The sequence below is a fragment of the Paenibacillus tianmuensis genome, assembly GCF_900100345.1.
Lineage (GTDB): Bacteria > Bacillota > Bacilli > Paenibacillales > NBRC-103111 > Paenibacillus_G > Paenibacillus_G tianmuensis.
In genome coordinates this window covers 68,132-87,082 of the sequence record NZ_FMTT01000015.1, presented here as the reverse complement: position 1 = coordinate 87,082, position 18,951 = coordinate 68,132, and the positions used below count along the sequence as shown (strand labels likewise).

18 protein-coding genes are annotated in these 18,951 nt (G+C 54.5%); 13 read left to right on the top strand and 5 right to left on the bottom strand.

Translation table 11 applies throughout. The annotated features are described in order from the left end of the window. Window positions 1-7: 7 nt before the first annotated feature. From BLO51_RS12225 to BLO51_RS12210, 4 genes are read left to right on the top strand one after another with little or no spacing between them, the layout of a single operon-like run. Window positions 8-643 carry an HlyD family efflux transporter periplasmic adaptor subunit gene (locus BLO51_RS12225; RefSeq protein WP_245719641.1) on the top strand — a complete coding sequence of 212 codons (636 nt, stop codon included), beginning with the start codon at window positions 8-10 and terminating at the stop codon, window positions 641-643. Window positions 644-681: 38 nt separating this feature from the next. After that, the gene (locus tag BLO51_RS12220; RefSeq protein WP_245719640.1) at window positions 682-2,319 is read left to right on the top strand and encodes a DHA2 family efflux MFS transporter permease subunit; all 1,638 of its coding nucleotides are present in this window, start codon (window positions 682-684) and stop codon (window positions 2,317-2,319) included. A 7-nt stretch (window positions 2,320-2,326) separates the two neighbouring features. Continuing rightward, complete coding sequence (locus tag BLO51_RS12215; protein ID WP_167670186.1) at window positions 2,327-2,896, top strand: NAD(P)H-dependent oxidoreductase; 570 nt, start codon at window positions 2,327-2,329, stop codon at window positions 2,894-2,896. A gap of 35 nt (window positions 2,897-2,931) precedes the next feature. Further along, the gene (locus BLO51_RS12210; RefSeq protein WP_090671740.1) at window positions 2,932-3,399 is read left to right on the top strand and encodes a hypothetical protein; all 468 of its coding nucleotides are present in this window, start codon (window positions 2,932-2,934) and stop codon (window positions 3,397-3,399) included. Between the two features lie 599 nt (window positions 3,400-3,998). Here the strand turns inward: BLO51_RS12210 and BLO51_RS12205 are convergent. After that, window positions 3,999-4,235: a TM2 domain-containing protein gene (locus tag BLO51_RS12205; RefSeq protein WP_090671738.1), complete on the bottom strand. Its 237-nt coding sequence runs from the start codon at window positions 4,233-4,235 to the stop codon at window positions 3,999-4,001. A 301-nt stretch (window positions 4,236-4,536) separates the two neighbouring features. Between BLO51_RS12205 and BLO51_RS12200 the strand changes: the two genes are divergently transcribed. The 6 genes from BLO51_RS12200 (at window position 4,537) to BLO51_RS12175 (ending at window position 10,297) form a co-directional block, all read left to right on the top strand. After that, entirely contained in the window at window positions 4,537-4,740 is a 204-nt protein-coding gene (locus BLO51_RS12200; RefSeq protein WP_090671735.1) for a cold-shock protein, read from the top strand. Between the two features lie 73 nt (window positions 4,741-4,813). Next, window positions 4,814-5,041 carry a cold-shock protein gene (locus BLO51_RS12195; RefSeq protein WP_090671732.1) on the top strand — a complete coding sequence of 76 codons (228 nt, stop codon included), beginning with the start codon at window positions 4,814-4,816 and terminating at the stop codon, window positions 5,039-5,041. A 76-nt stretch (window positions 5,042-5,117) separates the two neighbouring features. Then, the gene (locus tag BLO51_RS12190) at window positions 5,118-5,729 is read left to right on the top strand and encodes a class I SAM-dependent methyltransferase (protein ID WP_090671730.1); all 612 of its coding nucleotides are present in this window, start codon (window positions 5,118-5,120) and stop codon (window positions 5,727-5,729) included. Window positions 5,730-5,868: 139 nt separating this feature from the next. Beyond that, complete coding sequence (locus BLO51_RS12185) at window positions 5,869-7,524, top strand: response regulator transcription factor (protein ID WP_090671726.1); 1,656 nt, start codon at window positions 5,869-5,871, stop codon at window positions 7,522-7,524. After that, window positions 7,521-9,314: a sensor histidine kinase gene (locus tag BLO51_RS12180; protein WP_090671724.1), complete on the top strand. Its 1,794-nt coding sequence runs from the start codon at window positions 7,521-7,523 to the stop codon at window positions 9,312-9,314. The genes BLO51_RS12185 and BLO51_RS12180 overlap by 4 nt, the downstream gene beginning before the upstream one ends. Then, on the top strand, window positions 9,311-10,297 hold the full coding sequence (locus BLO51_RS12175; RefSeq protein ID WP_090671850.1) for a substrate-binding domain-containing protein: 987 nt from the start codon (window positions 9,311-9,313) through the stop codon (window positions 10,295-10,297). The genes BLO51_RS12180 and BLO51_RS12175 overlap by 4 nt, the downstream gene beginning before the upstream one ends. 55 nt (window positions 10,298-10,352) lie before the next feature. On the opposite strand, the gene isdG is transcribed toward BLO51_RS12175, so the two are convergent. From isdG to BLO51_RS12155, 4 genes are read right to left on the bottom strand one after another with little or no spacing between them, the layout of a single operon-like run. Further along, on the bottom strand, window positions 10,353-10,673 hold the full coding sequence (gene isdG, locus BLO51_RS12170; RefSeq protein ID WP_090671721.1) for a heme oxygenase: 321 nt from the start codon (window positions 10,671-10,673) through the stop codon (window positions 10,353-10,355). Next, window positions 10,661-11,476, bottom strand: coding sequence for an ABC transporter ATP-binding protein (locus BLO51_RS12165; RefSeq protein ID WP_090671717.1), 816 nt, complete (start codon window positions 11,474-11,476; stop codon window positions 10,661-10,663). The genes isdG and BLO51_RS12165 overlap by 13 nt, the downstream gene beginning before the upstream one ends. Continuing rightward, window positions 11,476-12,471 (bottom strand): FecCD family ABC transporter permease, encoded by a 996-nt coding sequence (locus BLO51_RS12160; protein ID WP_090671714.1) that lies wholly within the window; start codon window positions 12,469-12,471, stop codon window positions 11,476-11,478. Before BLO51_RS12160 ends, BLO51_RS12165 begins: the two co-directional genes overlap by 1 nt. Window positions 12,472-12,477: 6 nt before the next feature. Beyond that, window positions 12,478-13,434 carry an ABC transporter substrate-binding protein gene (locus tag BLO51_RS12155; protein WP_090671711.1) on the bottom strand — a complete coding sequence of 319 codons (957 nt, stop codon included), beginning with the start codon at window positions 13,432-13,434 and terminating at the stop codon, window positions 12,478-12,480. Window positions 13,435-13,859: 425 nt separating this feature from the next. On the opposite strand from BLO51_RS12155, the gene isdC reads away from it, so the two are divergent. The 3 genes from isdC (at window position 13,860) to BLO51_RS12140 (ending at window position 18,950) form a co-directional block, all read left to right on the top strand. Next, on the top strand, window positions 13,860-14,651 hold the full coding sequence (gene isdC / locus BLO51_RS12150) for a heme uptake protein IsdC (protein WP_090671708.1): 792 nt from the start codon (window positions 13,860-13,862) through the stop codon (window positions 14,649-14,651). Between the two features lie 22 nt (window positions 14,652-14,673). Then, a complete protein-coding gene (locus BLO51_RS12145; protein WP_245719639.1) occupies window positions 14,674-15,144 on the top strand; it encodes an NEAT domain-containing protein in 471 nt (156 codons plus the stop codon). Window positions 15,145-15,260: 116 nt separating this feature from the next. Then, entirely contained in the window at window positions 15,261-18,950 is a 3,690-nt protein-coding gene (locus BLO51_RS12140) for an NEAT domain-containing protein (RefSeq protein WP_167670185.1), read from the top strand. Window position 18,951: the final 1 nt, after the last annotated feature.

The following is an 18,951-nucleotide window of genomic DNA, read 5'->3' as shown; positions in this document are numbered from 1 at the left end:
AAATCGAATGAAAGGTCGCATGTTTGCAGCCAATATTATTGGCGTTGTTCTTATTGTATTGTTAGCCTTCGGCGGATTTTATTATTACGATCAGACGTCCAAATATATTAAGACCGAAGATGCCCGGGTTGCGGGCGATATGATCGCCGTATCTGCCCCGGCGGCCGGTACGCTGTCGTCCTGGAGCGGGAAGGAAGGCGGGACCGTCGCCAAAAACGGCAATGTCGGTCAAGTCTCCGAAGGCTCGAAAACGGTGAACGTCGCTGCCCTGATTGACGGCACGATCGTCAAAAATCAGGCCAAGGAAGGCCAAATGGTACAGCCCAGCCAGCCGCTGGCGCAGCTTGTCGATATGAAAAACCTGTACGTGACGGCCAACCTGGACGAAACCGACGTGAAAGACATTCAAGTCGGCTCGGCGGTGGACATTACGGTGGACGGCGATGCCGGTACGACGCTGAAAGGAAAGGTCGAAGAGATCGGACATGTGACGAACTCCGTGTTTTCTTTGCTGCCATCCGCGAATACGAGCGGGAATTATACGAAAGTGACGCAGAAGGTACAGGTCAAAATCTCCATGACCAACTATTCGGATTCTGTCCTGCCCGGAATGAACGCAACGGTTAAATTGACGAAAAAATAATGGTTGATTTCTAATATCTTACCGAGAAAGGAGCTGCGATGATGGCTTCTCCGACAGAAACGAAAGATAACCGGGGCGGCTTGTCAGGTTATGGGAGTTTATTGACGGTGCTGATGCTGGGCTTGTTCCTGGCGATTCTGAACCAGACGCTGCTGAACGTCGCACTCCCCCATTTGACGGCCGATTTCGGCGTCAGCACGAGCACGGTGCAATGGTTGCTCACCGGCTATATGCTGGTGAACGGGGTTCTGATCCCTTTGTCCGCGTACTTGATTGAACGGCTTGGGGTCCGCCGATTGTTTCTGATCGCGATGTTTTCCTTTACGGCAGGGGCGCTAATCTGCAGCATCGCTCCAAGTTTCCCGGTCATGCTGACCGGACGTTTGATCCAAGCGATCGGCGGCGGCGTTCTGACTCCGCTGGTGATGAGCGTCATCTTGTTTATATTTCCGCCGGAGATGCGGGGGAAAGGCATGGGGCTGTTCGGGCTCGCGATGATGTTCGCCCCGGCGGTCGGACCGACCTTGTCCGGATGGATTGTACAAAATTACGACTGGCATTGGCTGTTTACGGGAATGCTCCCGTTCGGCGTGCTGGTGCTCGTCATTGCTTTTTTCAAGCTGAAAAATATCGAAGAGCCTAAACAAATCAAGCTGGACACCTTCGGCACGGTCACATCGATCTCGGGGGTGGGGCTTCTCCTGTACGGGCTTAGCGAAGCCGGGTCCAGAGGATGGACGGATACCGTTGTCTTGTCCTGCATCGTTGCCGGATTCGTTCTGCTTATCGCGTTTGTTATCCAGCAAATACGCTCGGAAAACCCGATGCTGGATATGCGGGTGTTCCGCTATGGCGTCTTTTCGCTGTCGACCGTGATCAACGTGTTCGTCACGGCCAGCATGTTTGCGGGGATGATTCTTCTGCCGCTCTATTTGCAGAACTTGCGGGGCTTTACGCCGCTTGATTCCGGGCTATTGATGCTGCCGGGGGCAATCGTGATGATGATCATGTCGCCGATCTCCGGAACGCTGTTCGACAAGATCGGTCCGCGCCCGCTGGCGGTTATCGGAATGCTCATTACGACGGTGACGACGTACGAATTCACGACACTGACTCTGGATACGTCTTACGGTTATATTGTTGCCATTTATATGGCGCGTTATTTCGGTATGTCCTTGTTGATGATGCCGATCATGACGGCCGGCATGAATCAGCTTCCGCGGGAGCTGAGCAAGCACGGGACGGCGATGTCCAATACGCTGCGCCAAATCAGCGGTTCGATCGGGACAAGCTTGATTACGACGATTTTTACTAATCGTTCGACCGTTCATTATGCCGCGTTCACGGACCGGATGGATACGACGGACCCGGGCTTCATGGACTCGTTCGGTGCGCTCGTTAACCGGATCGCCGCGGCGGCGCATCTGCCGTTGACCGAAGCGAAAACACAAGCGGCAGCGGCGTTAGCCGGGCAAGCGAAGCTGCAGGCGACGGTGATGGGGATTAACGACGCCTTTTTCTGGACGACGATCATTTCGGTGGTCGGGTTGGGCTTGAGTGTATTCTTGCGCGATGTGAGAAAAGATAAGCCAAAGCAAACCCTGCATCACCCTGAGGAGACGAATGCGCGTACGGAGGTTATTCTGCTCCCGTCGCCAGGACAAACGGCGCAATAAGAAACAGATGAACCCGGAAAGAAACGGTTTGGACAAGGAGGGGATCAAGGTGAAACTATATATCGTATACGATAGCGAAGGCGGACATACCGAGGCATTGGCGCATGCCATCGCGGCGGGAGCAGCCTTGGTCGAGAACGCCGAGGTGGAGGTGCGCAGCGTGCAGGAAGCGGACGTTAGGGCTCTACCGGAGGCGGATGCGATTATTTGGGGCTGTCCCGGGCATTTCGGAACGATCAGCGCCGGACTTAAAGCATGGATCGACAAGCTTGGCTATTTGTGGGCGCAAGGGAAGCTGATCGATAAAATCGGCGGCGTGTTCTGCACGACGGCGACCGAGCACGGAGGCCTCGAATCGACAATGGTCAGCCTGATGACGCCGATGCTGCATCAAGGCATGATCGTGGTCGGTCTGCCCGGCAATCTTCCGCAAAACGCCACCTATGGCTCGTATTACGGTGTAGGCGTGACGTGCCCGATCGATAGCGATGAGCTGCTCAGCGGGCAGGGCGAAGAGCTGGGCCGGGCTTTCGGGAAGCGGATTGCCGAGGTTACGCAGAGATTTGCGCGTTCTTGAGCGGATGACGCAGGCGGACGGAAGGAGGAAGCGAGATGACCGTTCCTGTCATTTGCATCGCAATAGCCGTCATTCTGGTTATTGTTCTCATCATGTATAATATGCGATCGACGACGTCTGCACCGGTCCCCCGGAGCGAGCGGCAGTTTCCCGGCCATTCGGAGGAGGCGCCGGAGCAGGGGCCACAAGCGGAAGAGCCCGCGGCGGATCAGGAGAGAGTCAAGGCCAGAACGGTCCAAAGGACTTCGGCGGCGGAACAAGGAGCAGAGGTTCGTGCGGCACATAAGCCCATAGCACAATCCGGCCGGGTGCTTGCTCCCGAAGCCGATGCGGAAGCCGCGCGGACTTCGGCCAAGCTTGCCGATCCGGAATATCGTCAGGCATTACGCGGGTTCACCCAACCGGCAAGGTCTGAGACGCTGTCCGAGAAAGCCGGCGAAGCTCCCATGAAGGACAACGACTTCCGCACGGCGCTGCGGTCGATGCACAACAAGAAACAATAATACGATTGCGGAAAAAGACTTCATGACCTTAGGTGATCGCATAGGCGCCCTGGGGGAAGAAGTCTTTTTGCCATGCTTGAAGCCAAGTTAATTACCAATTTGATGCCCCGCATCTGGGCGAATTTCCGGTCCGAGTACATAGTTATCCACGGAATTATACACATAATAAACAGCCTATAGACGAAAAAAACTCGCCTATGGGCTTTTGTTATTCACATATCCACAGAACGGGTTATGCACACCGGGATTTGGAAATTTCGTTTCCATGGGTCTGGTTCTTTATTGTTCCAATATTTGTAAAATGTGACCATAGACAGAAAGAGACCCACAAGCAACGGGCTGTGGGTCTAAAGGTTTTATATATTAAAAAGGGGGTCAAGGATTATTATAGCCTGCGAACATTAAAGAACGATGAAAATTATATTTCAATTAGATTACAAATCGATAACGAACAGAATAATTCACGACAGGCCGCATAGCGTATTAGGAAGCAAACTTGTAGAAACATATCGCAGCGACTCTCTAATTCCCGGACAAGCGCGAATGCAAAAAAACTGCCGCGCAGCAGCAGTTTCTGTACAAAAATGAGGCAATGGGAATTAATTTTTGATAGGCTTGCCTTCAGAATCGGTAAAACGCCCAAGGCAGATCATGATAAAATCAATCAATGTCCAGATACCGAAGCCGCCCAAGGTAAAAATCATGAGAAAAGCGGTTCCGACCTTGCCTGCATAGAAGCGATGCATGCCAAGCGATCCAAAGAAGATGGCAAGAAGCAACGTGCTTACGAAGCTTTTAGAACTCTTTTCCTGATTTTGTGGTGCATTGTAATCCACAGCAATTCCTCCATTAACAACAGTAAAATTTGACTTTCCTTTCAGTCTATCGGCAGGGACCTCGCCAAAAGTTAGTGTTCTTTTCTAAAAAATTCTTTATAATTTCAAATTTATTTTGTTCCACGGGGATATTTGCCTTTACGTACGGAATGTGGTAAAATAAAAAAAATGTTATAAATGAAACCGAAATTCACATATTGAAAAAGGTTACATTTTTTACATGATACTTTTTTCAATGTGTGAATTTTTTAATTTTGGTTAAAAATGAGCATATTAATATCATTTAGTGGAGGTCACACTCATGCAAACAGGTACAGTAAAATGGTTTAACGCAGAGAAAGGCTATGGCTTCATCGAAGTTGAAGGCGGCAACGACGTATTCGTGCATTTCAGCGCGATCCAAGGCGAAGGCTTCAAGTCCCTGGACGAAGGCCAACGCGTTGAATTCAACGTTGTTCAAGGCAACCGCGGACCGCAAGCCGAGAACGTTGTCAAAGTTTACTAAGCAGCAAGCCCGCTCTTAACGCAAGTTAGGGGCGGTTTTTCTTTTAGTATTGAGATCGGAAAGGGGAATGGCCATGAATTATCGTAAAAAGATGTTTGAGGAGATTCCCAAAGAAGAGACCAAGATCTGGTCCTGTACAAAAGAAGATTGCAACGGGTGGATGCGGGACAATTTTATGTTCGAGCATAACCCGACGTGTCCGTTGTGCCAGTCCCCTATGGTCAGCGATACGAAAATGCTGCCGGTGCTCGTGAACTCGACGCTGGATCAGCGTCCGGCTAACGCCGGCCAAGAGGAATAGGCACGCATTTGACAGCCGCCGTTCAAGTTGTTAACTTGGATAGCGGTCTTTTTAGGTTTCGAGTGAGGTGACGAAGATGCTCGAATGGACGGGGGAACGAATTATTCCCAAGCAGATGAAGCCGACGAACGGCATGCTGCTGGAGCATATCGCGAGATATTATTTTGCCGCTCCTTACGTGAAGGGGCGGGTGCTGGACATTGCCTGCGGAACCGGATACGGGAGCCATATGACGGCCAAGGAGCGGAAGCGGGAAGTGACGGAAATCGTCGCCGTCGATAACGATGAGGAGACGCTGCGGTATGCAAAGCGGGAATATCATCACCAGAAGGTGACGTATGTACAAGGGGACGCGACGGACTCCGGGCTTCCGGAGCGGCTTGGCCTGTTCGATACGATCTTGAGCTTTGAAACGATCGAGCACCTGAAGGACGATAGGACGTTCACTGACAACCTCTACCGCATGCTGAAGCCGGGGGGGATTCTGGTCCTGTCCAGCCCTTTCGGCCGGGGGCGGGGTATGCCGACCAGCGAACCGTTTCACGTTCACCAGCTTACACCGAGCGAGTTCGAGGAGCTGTTCACCGGCTTTGCCGAGGTGGACATTTACTATCAGCGGGGCGTAACCTTCGAGAAGCCGCGGGACGGAATCCGGTATTTTATCGGCGTGGCGGTGTGTCGGAAGTAGCGGGACACGGCGCAGCACCTGTCTCCTCCCACTTTTCAAACGTGGTGCCCTACGGGTATATTTATCGTCATAATATTCCATACCGCCGGCCGGGAACGCCGGTTCCCGCTTCAGGCGTAACGAAGCGAGGCTGCGACCGATGTATAAGCTCATGCTTGTGGAAGACGAAGAAGATGTGCGCGAAGGCATCCTGCGGGAGATCGACTGGGCCCGCCACGGATTCGAAGTGATCGAAACCGCGGAAAACGGTCAGGAGGCGGCGGAGCTGTTCGAACGGCAGGTGCCGGACGTCGTCGTCACCGACATCCGCATGCCGTTTATGGACGGGCTGCAGCTCGCGGCGTGGATTAGGCAGCGGTACGAAACGACGAAGATCGTCATCCTGACCGGCTTCGACGAGTTCGAATATGCGCAAAAAGCGGTCAAACTGCATATCGACGAATATGTGCTCAAGCCGTATTCGGCACAGGAGCTGATCGACGTGCTGGCGAAGATCAAGCGCCGGATTGACGAAGAAGCGGCGGAGAAGGAAAACGTCCAGACGCTGCAGGAGCACTACCGCCGAAGTCTTCCCGTGCTGCGCGAGGTATTCCTGGCCTCGCTGGTCGCGCGGAAGCTGCCGCGGCGCGAAATCGAGGAGAAGTGCCGCAGCTACAATCTGGAGCTGGCGGCGGACGCCTACGTCGTATCCGTCATCAGCATGGATACGGGCGACAGCGAACAAACGGACGAGGCAGCCGAAGCCTCGCTCAAAGGTTCGAAGGACACGGAGCTGAAGCGCTTTGCCGTGCTGAACATTGCCGAAGAAATCGTCGAGAAGCACCGCTTGGGGCGGGTGTTTTTGCACAACGATACCTTGGTGCTTTTGACGGTAGCCGGACAAGGGACGGAGGGCGAAGCTTCCGCACTTAAGAAAACGCTTACGGCGTTGGAGGACATTCGGCAGAGTATTGAGAAATATTTGAAATTCACCGTCACGATCGGCGTCGGCACCGTATGCGGCGAATTGACGAACGTATCCTATTCGTACAAGGATGCGGTATTGGCGCTTGATTACCGCGGCATTCTCGGCGGCAACCGGATCATTTGCATCGATGACGTGGAGACGCGTTTCGTCGAGAAGCTGCGCTTCGACGAATTGAAGGAGCATGCGCTGATCCGCTGTCTGAAGGTCGGCACCCCGCAGGAAATTCAGGAGACGGTGGACGGCTTGTTTCACGGCATCGGCGAAACACAGGTATCGATCAAGGATTACCAGATTTATTTGATGGAAATGCTAACCGCCATTCTCAAAGCAGCTAAAGACGCGAACGTCGATTTGGATGCGGTGCTCGGGACGGACTTCATACCTTTCGCGGAACTGCACAAGTTTACGAGCCTTCAGGAAGCGAAGAGCCGCATTCTCGGGCTGTGCACCGCGATTATGAACAGCATCGCGAGCCAGCGGCAGTATACGTACAAAACGCTGGTGGAGCAGGCCATCGACTATACGAAGCGCCATTACCACGAGACCGACATTTCGATCCAGAAAGTATGCAGCCATCTGCATATCAGCGCCGGCTATTTCAGCAGCATTTTCAAGAAAGAAGCGAAAATGACGTTCGTGAACTACCTGATGCACATTCGGATGGAAGCGGCGAAGGAGCTGCTGCGGACGACCGATCTCAAAGCGTTCGAGATCGCCGAGCGGGTCGGGTATGCGGAGCCGAACTACTTCAGCTTCAGCTTCCGCAAGCATGTCGGCGTCTCGCCGAAGGAATACCGCAGCGCCGCCATGGAGGGACACCGTGGATGAAATGGGTGCCCCGGTGGCTTCGGCGGAAGGCCGCATCCGTTGTCTATACGTGGAAGGTCAAGAGCATTCAGGTGATCATCACCGCGTCGTTTACGCTGCTGACGCTGCTTGTGATCGCATTCGTCAGCGTGATGCTGTACAACAAGTTTACGAAGACGGCGGAGCAGAACACGTTTCTCAGCAATGAACAGATCGTCGCGCAGGTGAAATACAATCTCGAAATTTACTTGCAAAATATGTCTCAGGTGTTTCAAACCGTGGAGCAAAAGGTGCGGATGAATTCCATCGTGTCGGGCGAACGGCTGACCGAGCAGCTCGGGACGATACTGGACAGCCGTACGGATATCGTATCGATGGCGCTGTTTACGGCAGACGGCGAGCCGATGGCGGGGCTTCCGGTCATGGAGATGCGCAAGAACACGAAGCTGACCGAGCAGAGCTGGTTCAAGACGGCGCTGGAAAACCCGAACCATCTGACCTTCTCGCTGCCGCACATCCAGAACCTGTACAAGGACAAATACACGTGGGTCGTGTCCATGAGCAAGCAGATTACGATCGAACGCGGCGGCGAGAAGCGGAACGCCGTACTGCTCGTCGATTTCAACTTCAAGACGATCGACGACCTGTGCCGCCGGGTCAGCCTGGGGAAGAAAGGCTACGTATACATCATCGACGAGTCCGCAGGCAACATCGTGTACCATCCTCAGCAGCAGCTCATTTATATCGGCCTGAAATACGAGAATGTGGAGCAGGCGCTCAAATACACGTACGGCAACTATCTCGATTCCTCCAGCGGCGACAAGCGGCTGATCACCATCGCAACGGTCAACAACATCGGCTGGAAAATCATCGGCGTTTCTTATATGGACGAAATTGTGACTGCCAAAAAGGAAATCGGCGGCTTTATCGCTTGGCTGCTGCTGTTTGTCGTCGTCTTCGTGCTGCTGATCTCGGCGTTCATGTCGGCCAAAATTTCGCAGCCGATCCGCCGGCTGGAGCGTTCGATGAGCAAGGTGGAGCAGGGTGTGTTCGATATTCACATCCAGGTGCAGGGCGACGACGAGGTGGGGCGGCTGTCGCGCCGGTTCAACTATATGGTGGCCCGCATCCGTGAGCTGATGGGCCAAATCATCCGCGAGCAGGAAGCGAAGCGCAGGGGCGAGCTTGAAGTGCTGCATGCGCAGATTCACCCGCATTTTCTGTATAATACGCTGAATTCCGTCGTACGTCTGGCCGGCGGAGGCAAGAGCGAAGAGGTCATTACGATGATTACGGCGCTGTCGAAATTTTTCCGCATCAGCCTCAGCAAGGGCCAGACCATCATCTCCGTGGAGGACGAGCTGGAGCATGTCCGCAATTATTTGATCATCCAGAAGATGCGCTACAAGAACAAATTCGAGTTCGCGATCGAAGCGGAGCCGGAGGTCCTGGGCTGCCGGACGCTGAAGCTGATTTTGCAGCCGATTGTGGAGAACGCCATCTACCACGGTATCGAAATGATGGCGGACGAAGGCTTCATCCGGATCACCGCAGAGCTCGCCGGGGAAAAGGTACGGCTGCAGGTCATCGACAACGGGCTCGGCATCCCGGTGGACAAGCTGGAACGGCTGCTGCCGGGCGAGGCGGCAAGCGGCGAAGGCTCTTCCGTCGGCCTGCGCAACGTGCATGAGCGTATCCGGCTTGGCTACGGCGAAGCCTACGAGCTGGAGATCGAGAGTCGGCTGGAGGAAGGCACCACGGTGACGCTGTGGCTTCCGGCTATTCGAACGGAAGGGGCGAAGGAGCGATGACAAGCGGAAACGCAGCGATTCGAACAGTTCCGGTGCTGCTTGCAGCCTTGCTCTGCCTCCTGTTGCTCCCGTCTTGCGAGAACGAGAATACCGAGCCGCACATCGCAGAGCCGAAGAAGCAAATTGCGCTTGTTCTGAAGACGCATAACAGCGATTATTGGAAAACGGTGCGTATGGGGGCGGAAGCGGCGGCAAAAGAGTTCGGCGTCGAGCTGTCGGTCGGGGCGCCCGAGCAGGAAGAGGATGTGCAGGGCCAAATTCAACTCGTGAACGAAGCGGTCAACTATAAGCGGGCTGCGCTGGTACTGGCGGCGAACGACGATCAAGCGCTGGCGGAAGCGGCCGGACAAGCGGCGGAGCGAGGCATGCCGGTCATCGCCATCGATACGGAGATCGACTCGCTGCAGGTGCGCAGTTTCATCGGCATCGACAACTTCGAGGCCGGGCGCAAGGCGGGACTCAAAATGGCGTCGCTGGTCGGGAATCGGGGGCACATCGCGGTGATCGGCTTCAAGCCGAGCGTGAGGACGACCGAGCAGCGGGAGCGGGGCGTGCTGGACGAACTCGCCAAGCACAGCCAGATGAAGGTGGTGGAGCAGGTCGAGTGCGCCTCGGACCCCGCTCCGTGCGCGGGGCAAATCCGCAGGCTCCTGCAGCAGCCTGTAAACGGGATCGTCGCGCTGCATGCCGTTTCGTCCATTGAGGTTATCCGGGCGATTGGGGAGATGGGGCTGGAGGGAAAAGTAAAGGCCGTCACGTTCGACAGCACGGCCGAAAATATCGAATCGCTGCAGGAAGGCGTCATTCAGGCGACGATTATCCAAAATCCGTTCAGCATGGGCTACCTGGGCGTCAAATATGCGGTGGAAGCCTTGGAAGGCAAGAAGGTGCCCGCCCACTTCGATACCGGAACGAAGGTGATCGATCAGGACAACATGTTCTGGTCGGACAACCAGAAGCTGTTGTTTCCTTTTGTGAAGTGAAAAAATGGAGAGGGCGGCCGTATGAGCGGTCGCTCTCTCCTGCATTCCGGCCGCATCAAACGGCAGCGATGGGCTGTCTTACGATTTTAACGTCATAGAACGAGATTTTGTTGGAAATAATATAATCCGGCATGCCTCCGCGGTGGGAGTGCGCCTCCCGGAACGCTTCGCTGCGAGTCCACGCTTGAAAGTCCTCTTTTTTGTTCCAACGGGTGCTGACCGTCACCTCGTCGTATTCCGGCGTATTTTCCGTCAGCAGCACCTCCAGACCGAGAAAGCCCTCCATATATTCCACTTTTCCGACCTTGTCGAACCGTTCGATCAGCTTATGCGCGTTGCCCTTCGTGATGTGGGACGTATTCGTTACAATGACCATATGATTTCCTCCTCAGGTTTATATGCGGTTTTTCGAATCGGGATGATGACAGGATAGTCGTCGTCGAAGGCGACTTTGGCTTCGATGGAGTACACGTCCTGCAAAAATTGCGGATTGATGATTTCTTTCGGATTTCCAGACCCCACCACACGTCCATGCTTCATCGCAATGAGATAATCGCAATAATTGGCGGCCTGCTGAAGATCGTGAAGCACCATGACAATCGTCAGCCGGGACGTTTGATTGATCCTTTGCAGCATTTCCATCACATCGAGCTGATGGGCGAGATCCAGATAAGTGGTAGGCTCATCCAGCAGCAGAATATTCGTTTTTTGGGCCAAGGCCATGGCGATCCGGACTTTTTGCTGCTCACCTCCCGATAAAGTGTGGAACATTTGCTGCTCTGCCTTTGCGGTGCCCGTCATGTTCAGCGCCCAATCAATAATCCGCACGTCGTCCGCCGTCATACGATCGAACATACGTTTGTATGGGGAGCGGCCGTAAGCGACCAGCTCCCGTACGGTCAGCTCGGGAAGCTGGCCTTTGGATTGGGTGAGCATCGATACGGTTTGGGCGAACTCCATCGATTTATAGGTCTTTGCCTGCCGATTATGAACGTACACCTCTCCCTGATCGGCTTTAAGCAATCGCGCCATAATTTTTAATAAAGTGGATTTTCCGGAGCCGTTAGGCCCTATAATGGCTGTCAGCTTCCCTTCCGGGATTGAAACCGAAACGTCCTGAAGCCGGAAGGCGCCAACATGGAATTCCAGATGATCCGTATGAATAGCGGTGGCGGTCATCATACGATTCCCCGTTTCTTCAGCAAAAATAAAAAGAACGGCGCCCCCAGACCTGCAAGCAGAATGCCGACGGGCAGCTCGATCGGGTCGAACCACGAGCGCGCGATCGTATCGGCCAGCACGACAAGCGCTGCGCCTCCCACGATGGACAGCGGAAGGAGGAAGCGGTAATCTTCGCCGGCCAGCAGCCGGATGGCGTGAGGCACGACCAGACCGACAAAGCCGACCAACCCGGCGACGCTGACGGCTGCCCCGGCCAATAAGGAGGACAACAGGATCAGCAGCAGGCGCTGCACCTCCACCTTCTGCCCCAGCAGCTTGGCTGCATCGTCTCCGAGCAGCAGCAGGTTGGCTGGTTTGATCGCAAGGACGGACAAAGCCAGCCCTGTGATGGCGTAGGGCGCCATGAACTGCAGATGATGCCAGCTGCGGCCGCTTAGCCCGCCCGCCAGCCAGGGCAGAACGGCTTGCACCCGGTCGCTGTATGTCACCATCAACCCGTTGGTCATGGCACCCAGCAGCGCGTTGATCGCGACGCCCGCCAAAATGATTTTGAGAGGCGAGGCCCCTTTATTCCACGCCAGCCCATAGATGATCACGGAGGTGATCAGCGCTCCCAGAAAAGCCAGGGCGGGCAGCAAATAGCTGAGCTGCGGAAACACGATCATCGCCATGATGGCGGCAAGGCCTCCGCCCGCCGAGACGCCGATAATGCCCGGGTCGGCCAGCGGATTTTTCATCACGCCCTGCAGCAGCGCACCGGCTGCGGCCAGGCATGCGCCGGTCAGCATGCCGACGAGCACACGGGGGACCCTGAGATTCATGACGATTTTTTCGTGCGCAGGCGGGCCGCTTGCCGTAAAAACCGTCCATATCTCCTGAAGCGACAGAGAGACGGACCCGTAGGCGATGCCATAAAAAGCGACGACGAGGAGAAGGAGAGGGGCCGCAATGCATAGCAGCTTTCTTCTCAGGAGGCGTTGTTGTTTATTCATCGGGCGTCACTTCACGGCTTGAAGCATGGCTTTCAGCCGGTCAAGCGCTTCAATGACCCGGGTGCCGGGATTCGTGCCGAACAGGTCGGACGGCAGCACGTCCACGCGGTTATGCTTGACGGCGTCCAGGCTGTTCCAGGCTGCATTTTGCTGCATTTCCTTCAGGAATCCGTCCTTGACCTTCTCGGGATTGCCATGGCTCATCAACAGAACCAGCTGCGGGTTCGATTGGATAATTTTTTCGGTATTCAATTGCGCATACTGCGGGTAGTTTTCCAGCTTCGGATAGTCCGCAGCAATATTTTCCCCTCCAGCTTTCGCCAGAATATCGCCGCTTAAGGAATTGCCCAGCGCAGCCATGTAGGTGCCCGGAGCGCCGTAAACGAGCAAGACCCTCGGCTTAGGGGCAGCTGAGCCGGAGCTGATTTCCTTGAGCTTCGCATCGATGCTTTCGTTTAGCTCACGGGCTTTGTTTTCCTTCCGCAGCAATTGGCCAAACAAGGTGATCTGCTTCTTGATATCGTCGATCGAATTGGCGGAGGTCAGTAGCATCTTGGAGCCGATGCCTTCGACCGAAGGGATGTCTTTCGTGTTCAAGGGGTGGTTGCCGAGCACGACATCCGCATCCAGAGCAGCGATTTTTTCGAGATCGATGCCGTGGGTGCTGCCGACCTGCTCTGCGCCGGCCGCTTCTTTGACGGCCGCCGGACCTGCCGACGTCGGTCGGCCTACGACCTTGCCGCCCAGCGCATAAATAATGTCCACATCGCCGTTGCTTAATGCGGCGATTTTTGTCGGGACGGTGGGGAAGGTCACGCTGCGTCCGGCAAAATCTTGGACGGATAGCTTCGTATCGGCCGCCTTCGTTTCGGACTGCTTCGCCTCGGACGGCGCAGCCGTGGCACCGCTCCCCGTGGACGGCCCCGGACTGCATCCGGCCGCTCCGAGCAGCAGAACGGCCATGCCTATATGCCACAATCGTTTCACTTGCGTCCTCCTATCTGACGGAGCCGGATATGATAATCTATGATCGATTACAAATGATAATGATTATCACTTTCAATGTCAATGGGGCATTGGGGAATATATCCAAAATTTTTTTTGGAGCGTGATACAATAACCAAAATTTTGGTTGCTGCCAATAATATGGGTTGACAATTTCCTTGAATCTGGAATAAGATCAACCTGTCGGACAAAATTTTGTCTAAATATTCCCAAAAAATGAAACAAGGGAGGGGTGTCATGTTCAGAAAATTATGAAAAGAACAACAGAAGAAGCGGGAAGGGATCATTTTTTTTGTGTTTTAATTGAGAATGATAATCAATATTGATGATGGTGATTATCAACGAATTCTCTGTAAACTAACCGGAAAGGAAGCCCGTACAACGTGAAAAGGTCATTTGCTTTACCCTCCTTGTTTTTGACGCTGGCGTTCATCCTGAGCCTGTTCTTTGCGCCGGGAGCGCAAGCTGCGTCCGATTTGGCTGACGGTACGTATACGATTGACTATACCATTGTCAAAGCGGAGAACGACTCGGCTTCGATGGCGAACGATTACTTCGAGAAGCCGGCTACCCTGCAGGTGAAAAAAGGCAAAATCACCGCGCAAATTCAAATGAACCACAGCAAATGGATCACCATGTTCAAAGTGCCGGACAAAGGCGATTTTGCCGATGCGAAAGTGATTAAGAGTGATGAGAAGGAAGATACCCGAGTCGTCGAGTTCAAGCTTGACGATTTGTCCAAGCCGATGCTTTCCAAAATTCATGTGACGGTCGAATCAATTAACTACGACCATGACTACACGATCCGCTTTATTTTCGATACCAAGAAGTTAAAGAAAGTCGAATCGGCGGCCAAACCAGCCTCCGATAAAGCAGGCGCTCCGGCTGCGGAGAAGACCGGCGCTGGCAAAGACGCGAAGGCCGGTACGACAGCTCCGGCAGCAAGCGTGAAGCCGGAAGCGAAGGCCGATGCCGTCAAGGCGGAGAAGAGCGGCACGGCTCCGGCAGCGAGCACGAAGCCTGTGGCGGCAGCCGACGTCGCCAAGCAGCCGGCGGACAAAGTCATGCTGCCCGCCGACAACCCGCAAACCGGGGATCAAGCCCCTCTTGCTTTCTTTACAGCTTTGTTCTTCATTTCAGCATGCTATCTGGTCCGCAGCCTCCAAAACCACTAGACCCTAAAAGGAGAGAATCCCTTTGAGAAAGCAATTTACCAAAGCCATTGCCGTGTTTATGATGATGTTTGCGCTGCTAACCTTCGTTCAGGTCCCGCTGGCCGGAGCCAATCCTGCACTTGCGGACGGAAATTATACGATTGAATTCACTGTGTTGAAGGATCAAACCAACCAAACGTCCACCATGGACGGCTATCTCCAGAAGCCGGCTAAGCTGGAAGTGGTCAACGGCAGCAAATTTGTCTCGGTTACTTTGAAAAACAGCGATTGGATTCAATTTTTCAAAACTGAGCAGAACGGAAGCTACGTTGACGCGACCGTGGTAAGCACGGACCCGGCGGCCAACACGCGCGTCGTTAAATTCCCGGTATCCGATTTGACGGCCAAAACGAACGTGTACACGCATGTGAAAATTACAACGCTGCCATTCCCTTACGACCACAAGTACAACGTTCAAATTCAATACAATACGAGCACCATTAAAGCGCAATAAGCAAGTCATCCAAGTGTGTCATTGTAGCTAAGAAGCACCTGTAATTCGCTGCGGCCAGGAAAGCAAGGGGAGCTTGATCCCCGGTTTATTTACGAGACAAAAGGAGCGTTATGACTTTGAGCAGGACATTACAGAAAGCTTTATCCGTCTTTCTAACCGTCTTCGTATTTCTCGCTGCGGTTCAAATTCCGCTCGTCGGTGCGGCTCCCTCGCTTGAGGAGGGCAGCTATACGATCGGTTTTACCGTGCTGAAGGAAGATAAGGATGAGCCGTCGATGGTGAACGATTACCTTCCGAAGCCGGTCCAGGCCAAGCTGGAAGTGAAGGACGGGAAGCAATTCGCATCTATCACTTTGCTGAACAGCAGCTGGTGGCAATATTTCAGGACGGAGAACAACGAACAATTCGTCGATGCGGAAGTCGTAAGCCGGGACGAAATCAAGAATACGAGAGTCGTGAAGTTCGAAGTGCCGGATGTGTCGGCTAAGCTGAATGCCAAGATCCATGTGAAAATTATGGGCTTGCCGGGCATGTCCAACTTTGTCTACGACAATTATTATACGGTGCGTATCGTTTTCGATACGGACACCCTCGTAGCGGAGCCGGGAGACAAGAGCGGGCTGAAGGCACTCGTCGCTCAAGCGCAATCGGCGCATGATGCCGCCGTGGAAGGCAGCCTGAAAGGGCAGTATCCCGCAGGCTCCAAGAGCAAATTGAGCTCGGCGATTGCCCAAGCCAAGGCCGTCGCCGACAGCGCATCGCCTGCGCATGTGCAGCTGAACAAGGCAGCTGCTGCGCTGCAAGCGGCCCTCGATGCGTTCAAGGCATCGGTCCATACCGCGAATCCGGACCCGACGAAGGACGGCGTATACCGTCTTCCGTTTACGGCGCTTCATGCGACGGCGGATCAGACGTCGGGTATGGATTCGTACTTGGCTAAACCGGGCAAGCTCACGGTCCAGCAGGGGCGCAAGAAGGTATCCTTCACGGTGAAGCAGAGCTCGATTATTCCGCAATTCAAGGTGGAGCAGGGCAGCGTGCTGCTTGATGCCACCGTGGTCAGCCGCAATGCGGCGGACGATACCCGGGTGGTGGAATTTGAAGTGAGCGATCTGAACGCTCTCGTGAACGCCGAAGTGCGGGTGGAGACCTCGTACAACGGACAGCCTTACCAAAGAACGCACAAAATCCGCTTGAAGTTCGACTCCGCAAACGCCGAGAAAATCCCGTCCTCCGAACTGACGGGACCTGCGGCCGTGAAAGCCGGTCAGCAGCTGAAGCTGACGTTCGGGGTGAGCGGCGTGACGAACAGCGTGTACGAGCAGGTGTACACGCAAGAGCTGACGCTGGGCTTCGATCCGGGCAAACTGGCCTTGGTCGAAGCGTCCCCGCTGATCAACGGCCTTCGCCTCACGGAGCAGTACGAGATCGCGCCCGGACAAGTCCGCTTGTCGACCAGCTTGGACGAAGGCGTGCAGCCTTTGCCGGTGAACAATCGGTACATCACGCTCACCTTCCAAGCGCAATCGGTGACACAGGCGACTTATGCGCTTGTTGCGTTAAGCGATGTCATCGTGAACAACCATAACGGGCAGCTCAAGGTAGACGACAGCTGGCATATGCTCGCCATTCAAGCGGGTCCGGCCCAGAAAGGGAAGCTGAACGCGCTGATCTCGGAGGCCGAGGCGCTGCATAACGCAGCGGTCGAAGGCACGTTCCCGGGCCAATATGCCAATGGCGCCAAGAACGCGCTTTATGCGGCGATCCGGCAGGCTCAAGCCGCAGCCGGTCTGGACGAGGCGGAGCAAGGGCAGGTGGATCAGGCCGCAAGCGCTCTGGAAGCGGCGATTGCCGGATTTAAAGCTGCGATCGTTACAAGCCCCCGCAGTCCGGTAAATGTCGCGAACGGGCAGTACAGCTTCGATCTCGTTGTCATCTCCGGTGACCGTTTCGGCTCGTCCGTAAGCTCTTATCTTGAACATACGGGGAAATTAACCGTTCAAGACCGGAAAAAGTTTCTCTCGTTCCAACGGAAAAACGGCGTAACGATTGCGAATTTCCAATTGCTGCGCGCCGACGGGACAACCCAGGATATTCCGGCGCAAGAAGCGCCGACGTCGCGGGAGTCTGAAGCCGCCCGTACGTTAGCTGCGGGTGCGGCAGATGTCCGATACGAGATCGACGATGTGACCGCCACCTATCTCGTCAAGCTGGCAGTGGCGAAAGATACCGGAACAGAGGAGCGTTCGTTCCGCATTGCCTTGAGCAACCTTGTGCCTGCTTCGCCCGGAGGACCGGGGCCGGCGAATCCGAACACGCCGGCAAAAAGCCCGAACGGATTGGCCGACGGTACGTACAGCATCGATTTTAAAGTGTTGAAGTACGGCACCGACAACAAATCCGTGATGCAGGATTACGTGAAAACGCCGGGCAGCTTGAAGGTTGAGAACGGTACGCAATATGTCTCGATTGTGCTCAAGCAAAGCAAGGAAATTACCGAGTTCAAAGTCGAGCAAGGCGGAAGCCTGACCGACACGACCGTAGTCAGCACCGATGAGAAAGAGAATACGCGGATCGTGAAATTCCAAGTGCCGAATCTGGATGAGAAAGTGAAGGGCTGGGTCAAGGTCGATTGGGCAGCGTTCAACTATTTCCATTCCTATGACGTGCACATTGCGTTTGATAAAAGCAGCATGAAGGAGCTAAACGGCAACTTGTTCAAAGTTCTGAACGCCAAGCCGTTTCCCGAATCGCTGAAAGCTGGCGAGTATACGATGGACTATGCGCTGCTTGACACGGAAGCCAGCTCGGAGCAAACGAAGACGGAAGACAATAAAGCGGATAAGAAAGCAGATAAGAATGCGCCGAAAAAATCGTTCATCAACGATTTGGTGAAGCATCCTGCCAACCTGACGGTTCAGGAAGACGGCAAGAAGCTCGTTACCTTCACTGTGAACAAAAGCAAAGAAATGCCGATGATCCAGGTCCAGCAGGACCAAGTGGAGAAGGATGCCGATCCGTTTGCCGACGTCAAAGTGGTATCGTCCAATGAACAAGAAAATACGCGGGTCGTCCAGTTTGAAGTGAAGGACGCCGGTACAAGAAAAGCCCGGATCAAGATGGACTGGCCGGACAAATACAACCGGGTGTACACCGTGGACATGACGTTCGATCTTGACAGCATCAAGGCTATCAAGAAGGAAGAAGAGAAGAGGAAGAAGGAAGAGTCTAAAGCAGAAGCCAAGCCTGCGGTGGAGGCGATCGCGCCTGCGAAGCTGACCGATATCGAAGACCACTGGGCGAAAGCTCTGATCGAGCGGGCTGCGGCACTGGGCATCGTTAACGGCTACGAGGACGGCACGTTCCGTCCGGACAACGAGACGAGCCGGGCCGAGGTAGCGACGATGGTCAGCCGGACGCTCAAGCTGAAAGGGAAGCAGGGCGAATTGAACTTCGCCGACCTCGACAGCATTCCCGCATGGGCGAAGGAGAATTTGGCCAGCATCGTAAGCTCGGGCATCATCAGCGGTTATGCCGACGGAACGTTCTCGGGCGACCGGAAGGTCAGCCGGACCGAAATCGCCGTCATGATCGTGCGCGCCCTGAGGATCGAGCCTGTAGCGAACGCGTCTCTTCCGTTCACAGATGCCAGACAAATTGCCGCATGGGCGCAGCCCTACATTGATGCGGCCCATAAGCTCGACATCATCGGCGCAAGTTACGACAACCATTTCGCACCACATGCGAACGTAACCCGGGTCGAAGCGGTGAATTTGGTTTTGAAAATGCTGAATCATGTCAAGTAAT

What these genes read in the sequence shown, in the direction of transcription:
- BLO51_RS12155 (WP_090671711.1), bottom strand. Translation starts at nt 13,434, where the DNA reads ATGGCCGTTCTGCTGCTCGGAGCGGCCGGATGCAGTCCGGGGCCGTCC.
- BLO51_RS12175 (WP_090671850.1), top strand. Translation starts at nt 9,311, where the DNA reads ATGACAAGCGGAAACGCAGCGATTCGAACAGTTCCGGTGCTGCTTGCA.
- BLO51_RS12200 (WP_090671735.1), top strand. Translation starts at nt 4,537, where the DNA reads ATGCAAACAGGTACAGTAAAATGGTTTAACGCAGAGAAAGGCTATGGC.
- BLO51_RS12185 (WP_090671726.1), top strand. Translation starts at nt 5,869, where the DNA reads ATGTATAAGCTCATGCTTGTGGAAGACGAAGAAGATGTGCGCGAAGGC.
- BLO51_RS12220 (WP_245719640.1), top strand. Translation starts at nt 682, where the DNA reads ATGATGGCTTCTCCGACAGAAACGAAAGATAACCGGGGCGGCTTGTCA.
- BLO51_RS12215 (WP_167670186.1), top strand. Translation starts at nt 2,327, where the DNA reads ATGAACCCGGAAAGAAACGGTTTGGACAAGGAGGGGATCAAGGTGAAA.
- BLO51_RS12190 (WP_090671730.1), top strand. Translation starts at nt 5,118, where the DNA reads ATGCTCGAATGGACGGGGGAACGAATTATTCCCAAGCAGATGAAGCCG.
- BLO51_RS12195 (WP_090671732.1), top strand. Translation starts at nt 4,814, where the DNA reads ATGAATTATCGTAAAAAGATGTTTGAGGAGATTCCCAAAGAAGAGACC.
- BLO51_RS12160 (WP_090671714.1), bottom strand. Translation starts at nt 12,471, where the DNA reads ATGAATAAACAACAACGCCTCCTGAGAAGAAAGCTGCTATGCATTGCG.
- BLO51_RS12225 (WP_245719641.1), top strand. Translation starts at nt 8, where the DNA reads ATGAAAGGTCGCATGTTTGCAGCCAATATTATTGGCGTTGTTCTTATT.
- BLO51_RS12210 (WP_090671740.1), top strand. Translation starts at nt 2,932, where the DNA reads ATGACCGTTCCTGTCATTTGCATCGCAATAGCCGTCATTCTGGTTATT.
- BLO51_RS12165 (WP_090671717.1), bottom strand. Translation starts at nt 11,476, where the DNA reads ATGACCGCCACCGCTATTCATACGGATCATCTGGAATTCCATGTTGGC.
- BLO51_RS12180 (WP_090671724.1), top strand. Translation starts at nt 7,521, where the DNA reads ATGAAATGGGTGCCCCGGTGGCTTCGGCGGAAGGCCGCATCCGTTGTC.
- isdG (WP_090671721.1), bottom strand. Translation starts at nt 10,673, where the DNA reads ATGGTCATTGTAACGAATACGTCCCACATCACGAAGGGCAACGCGCAT.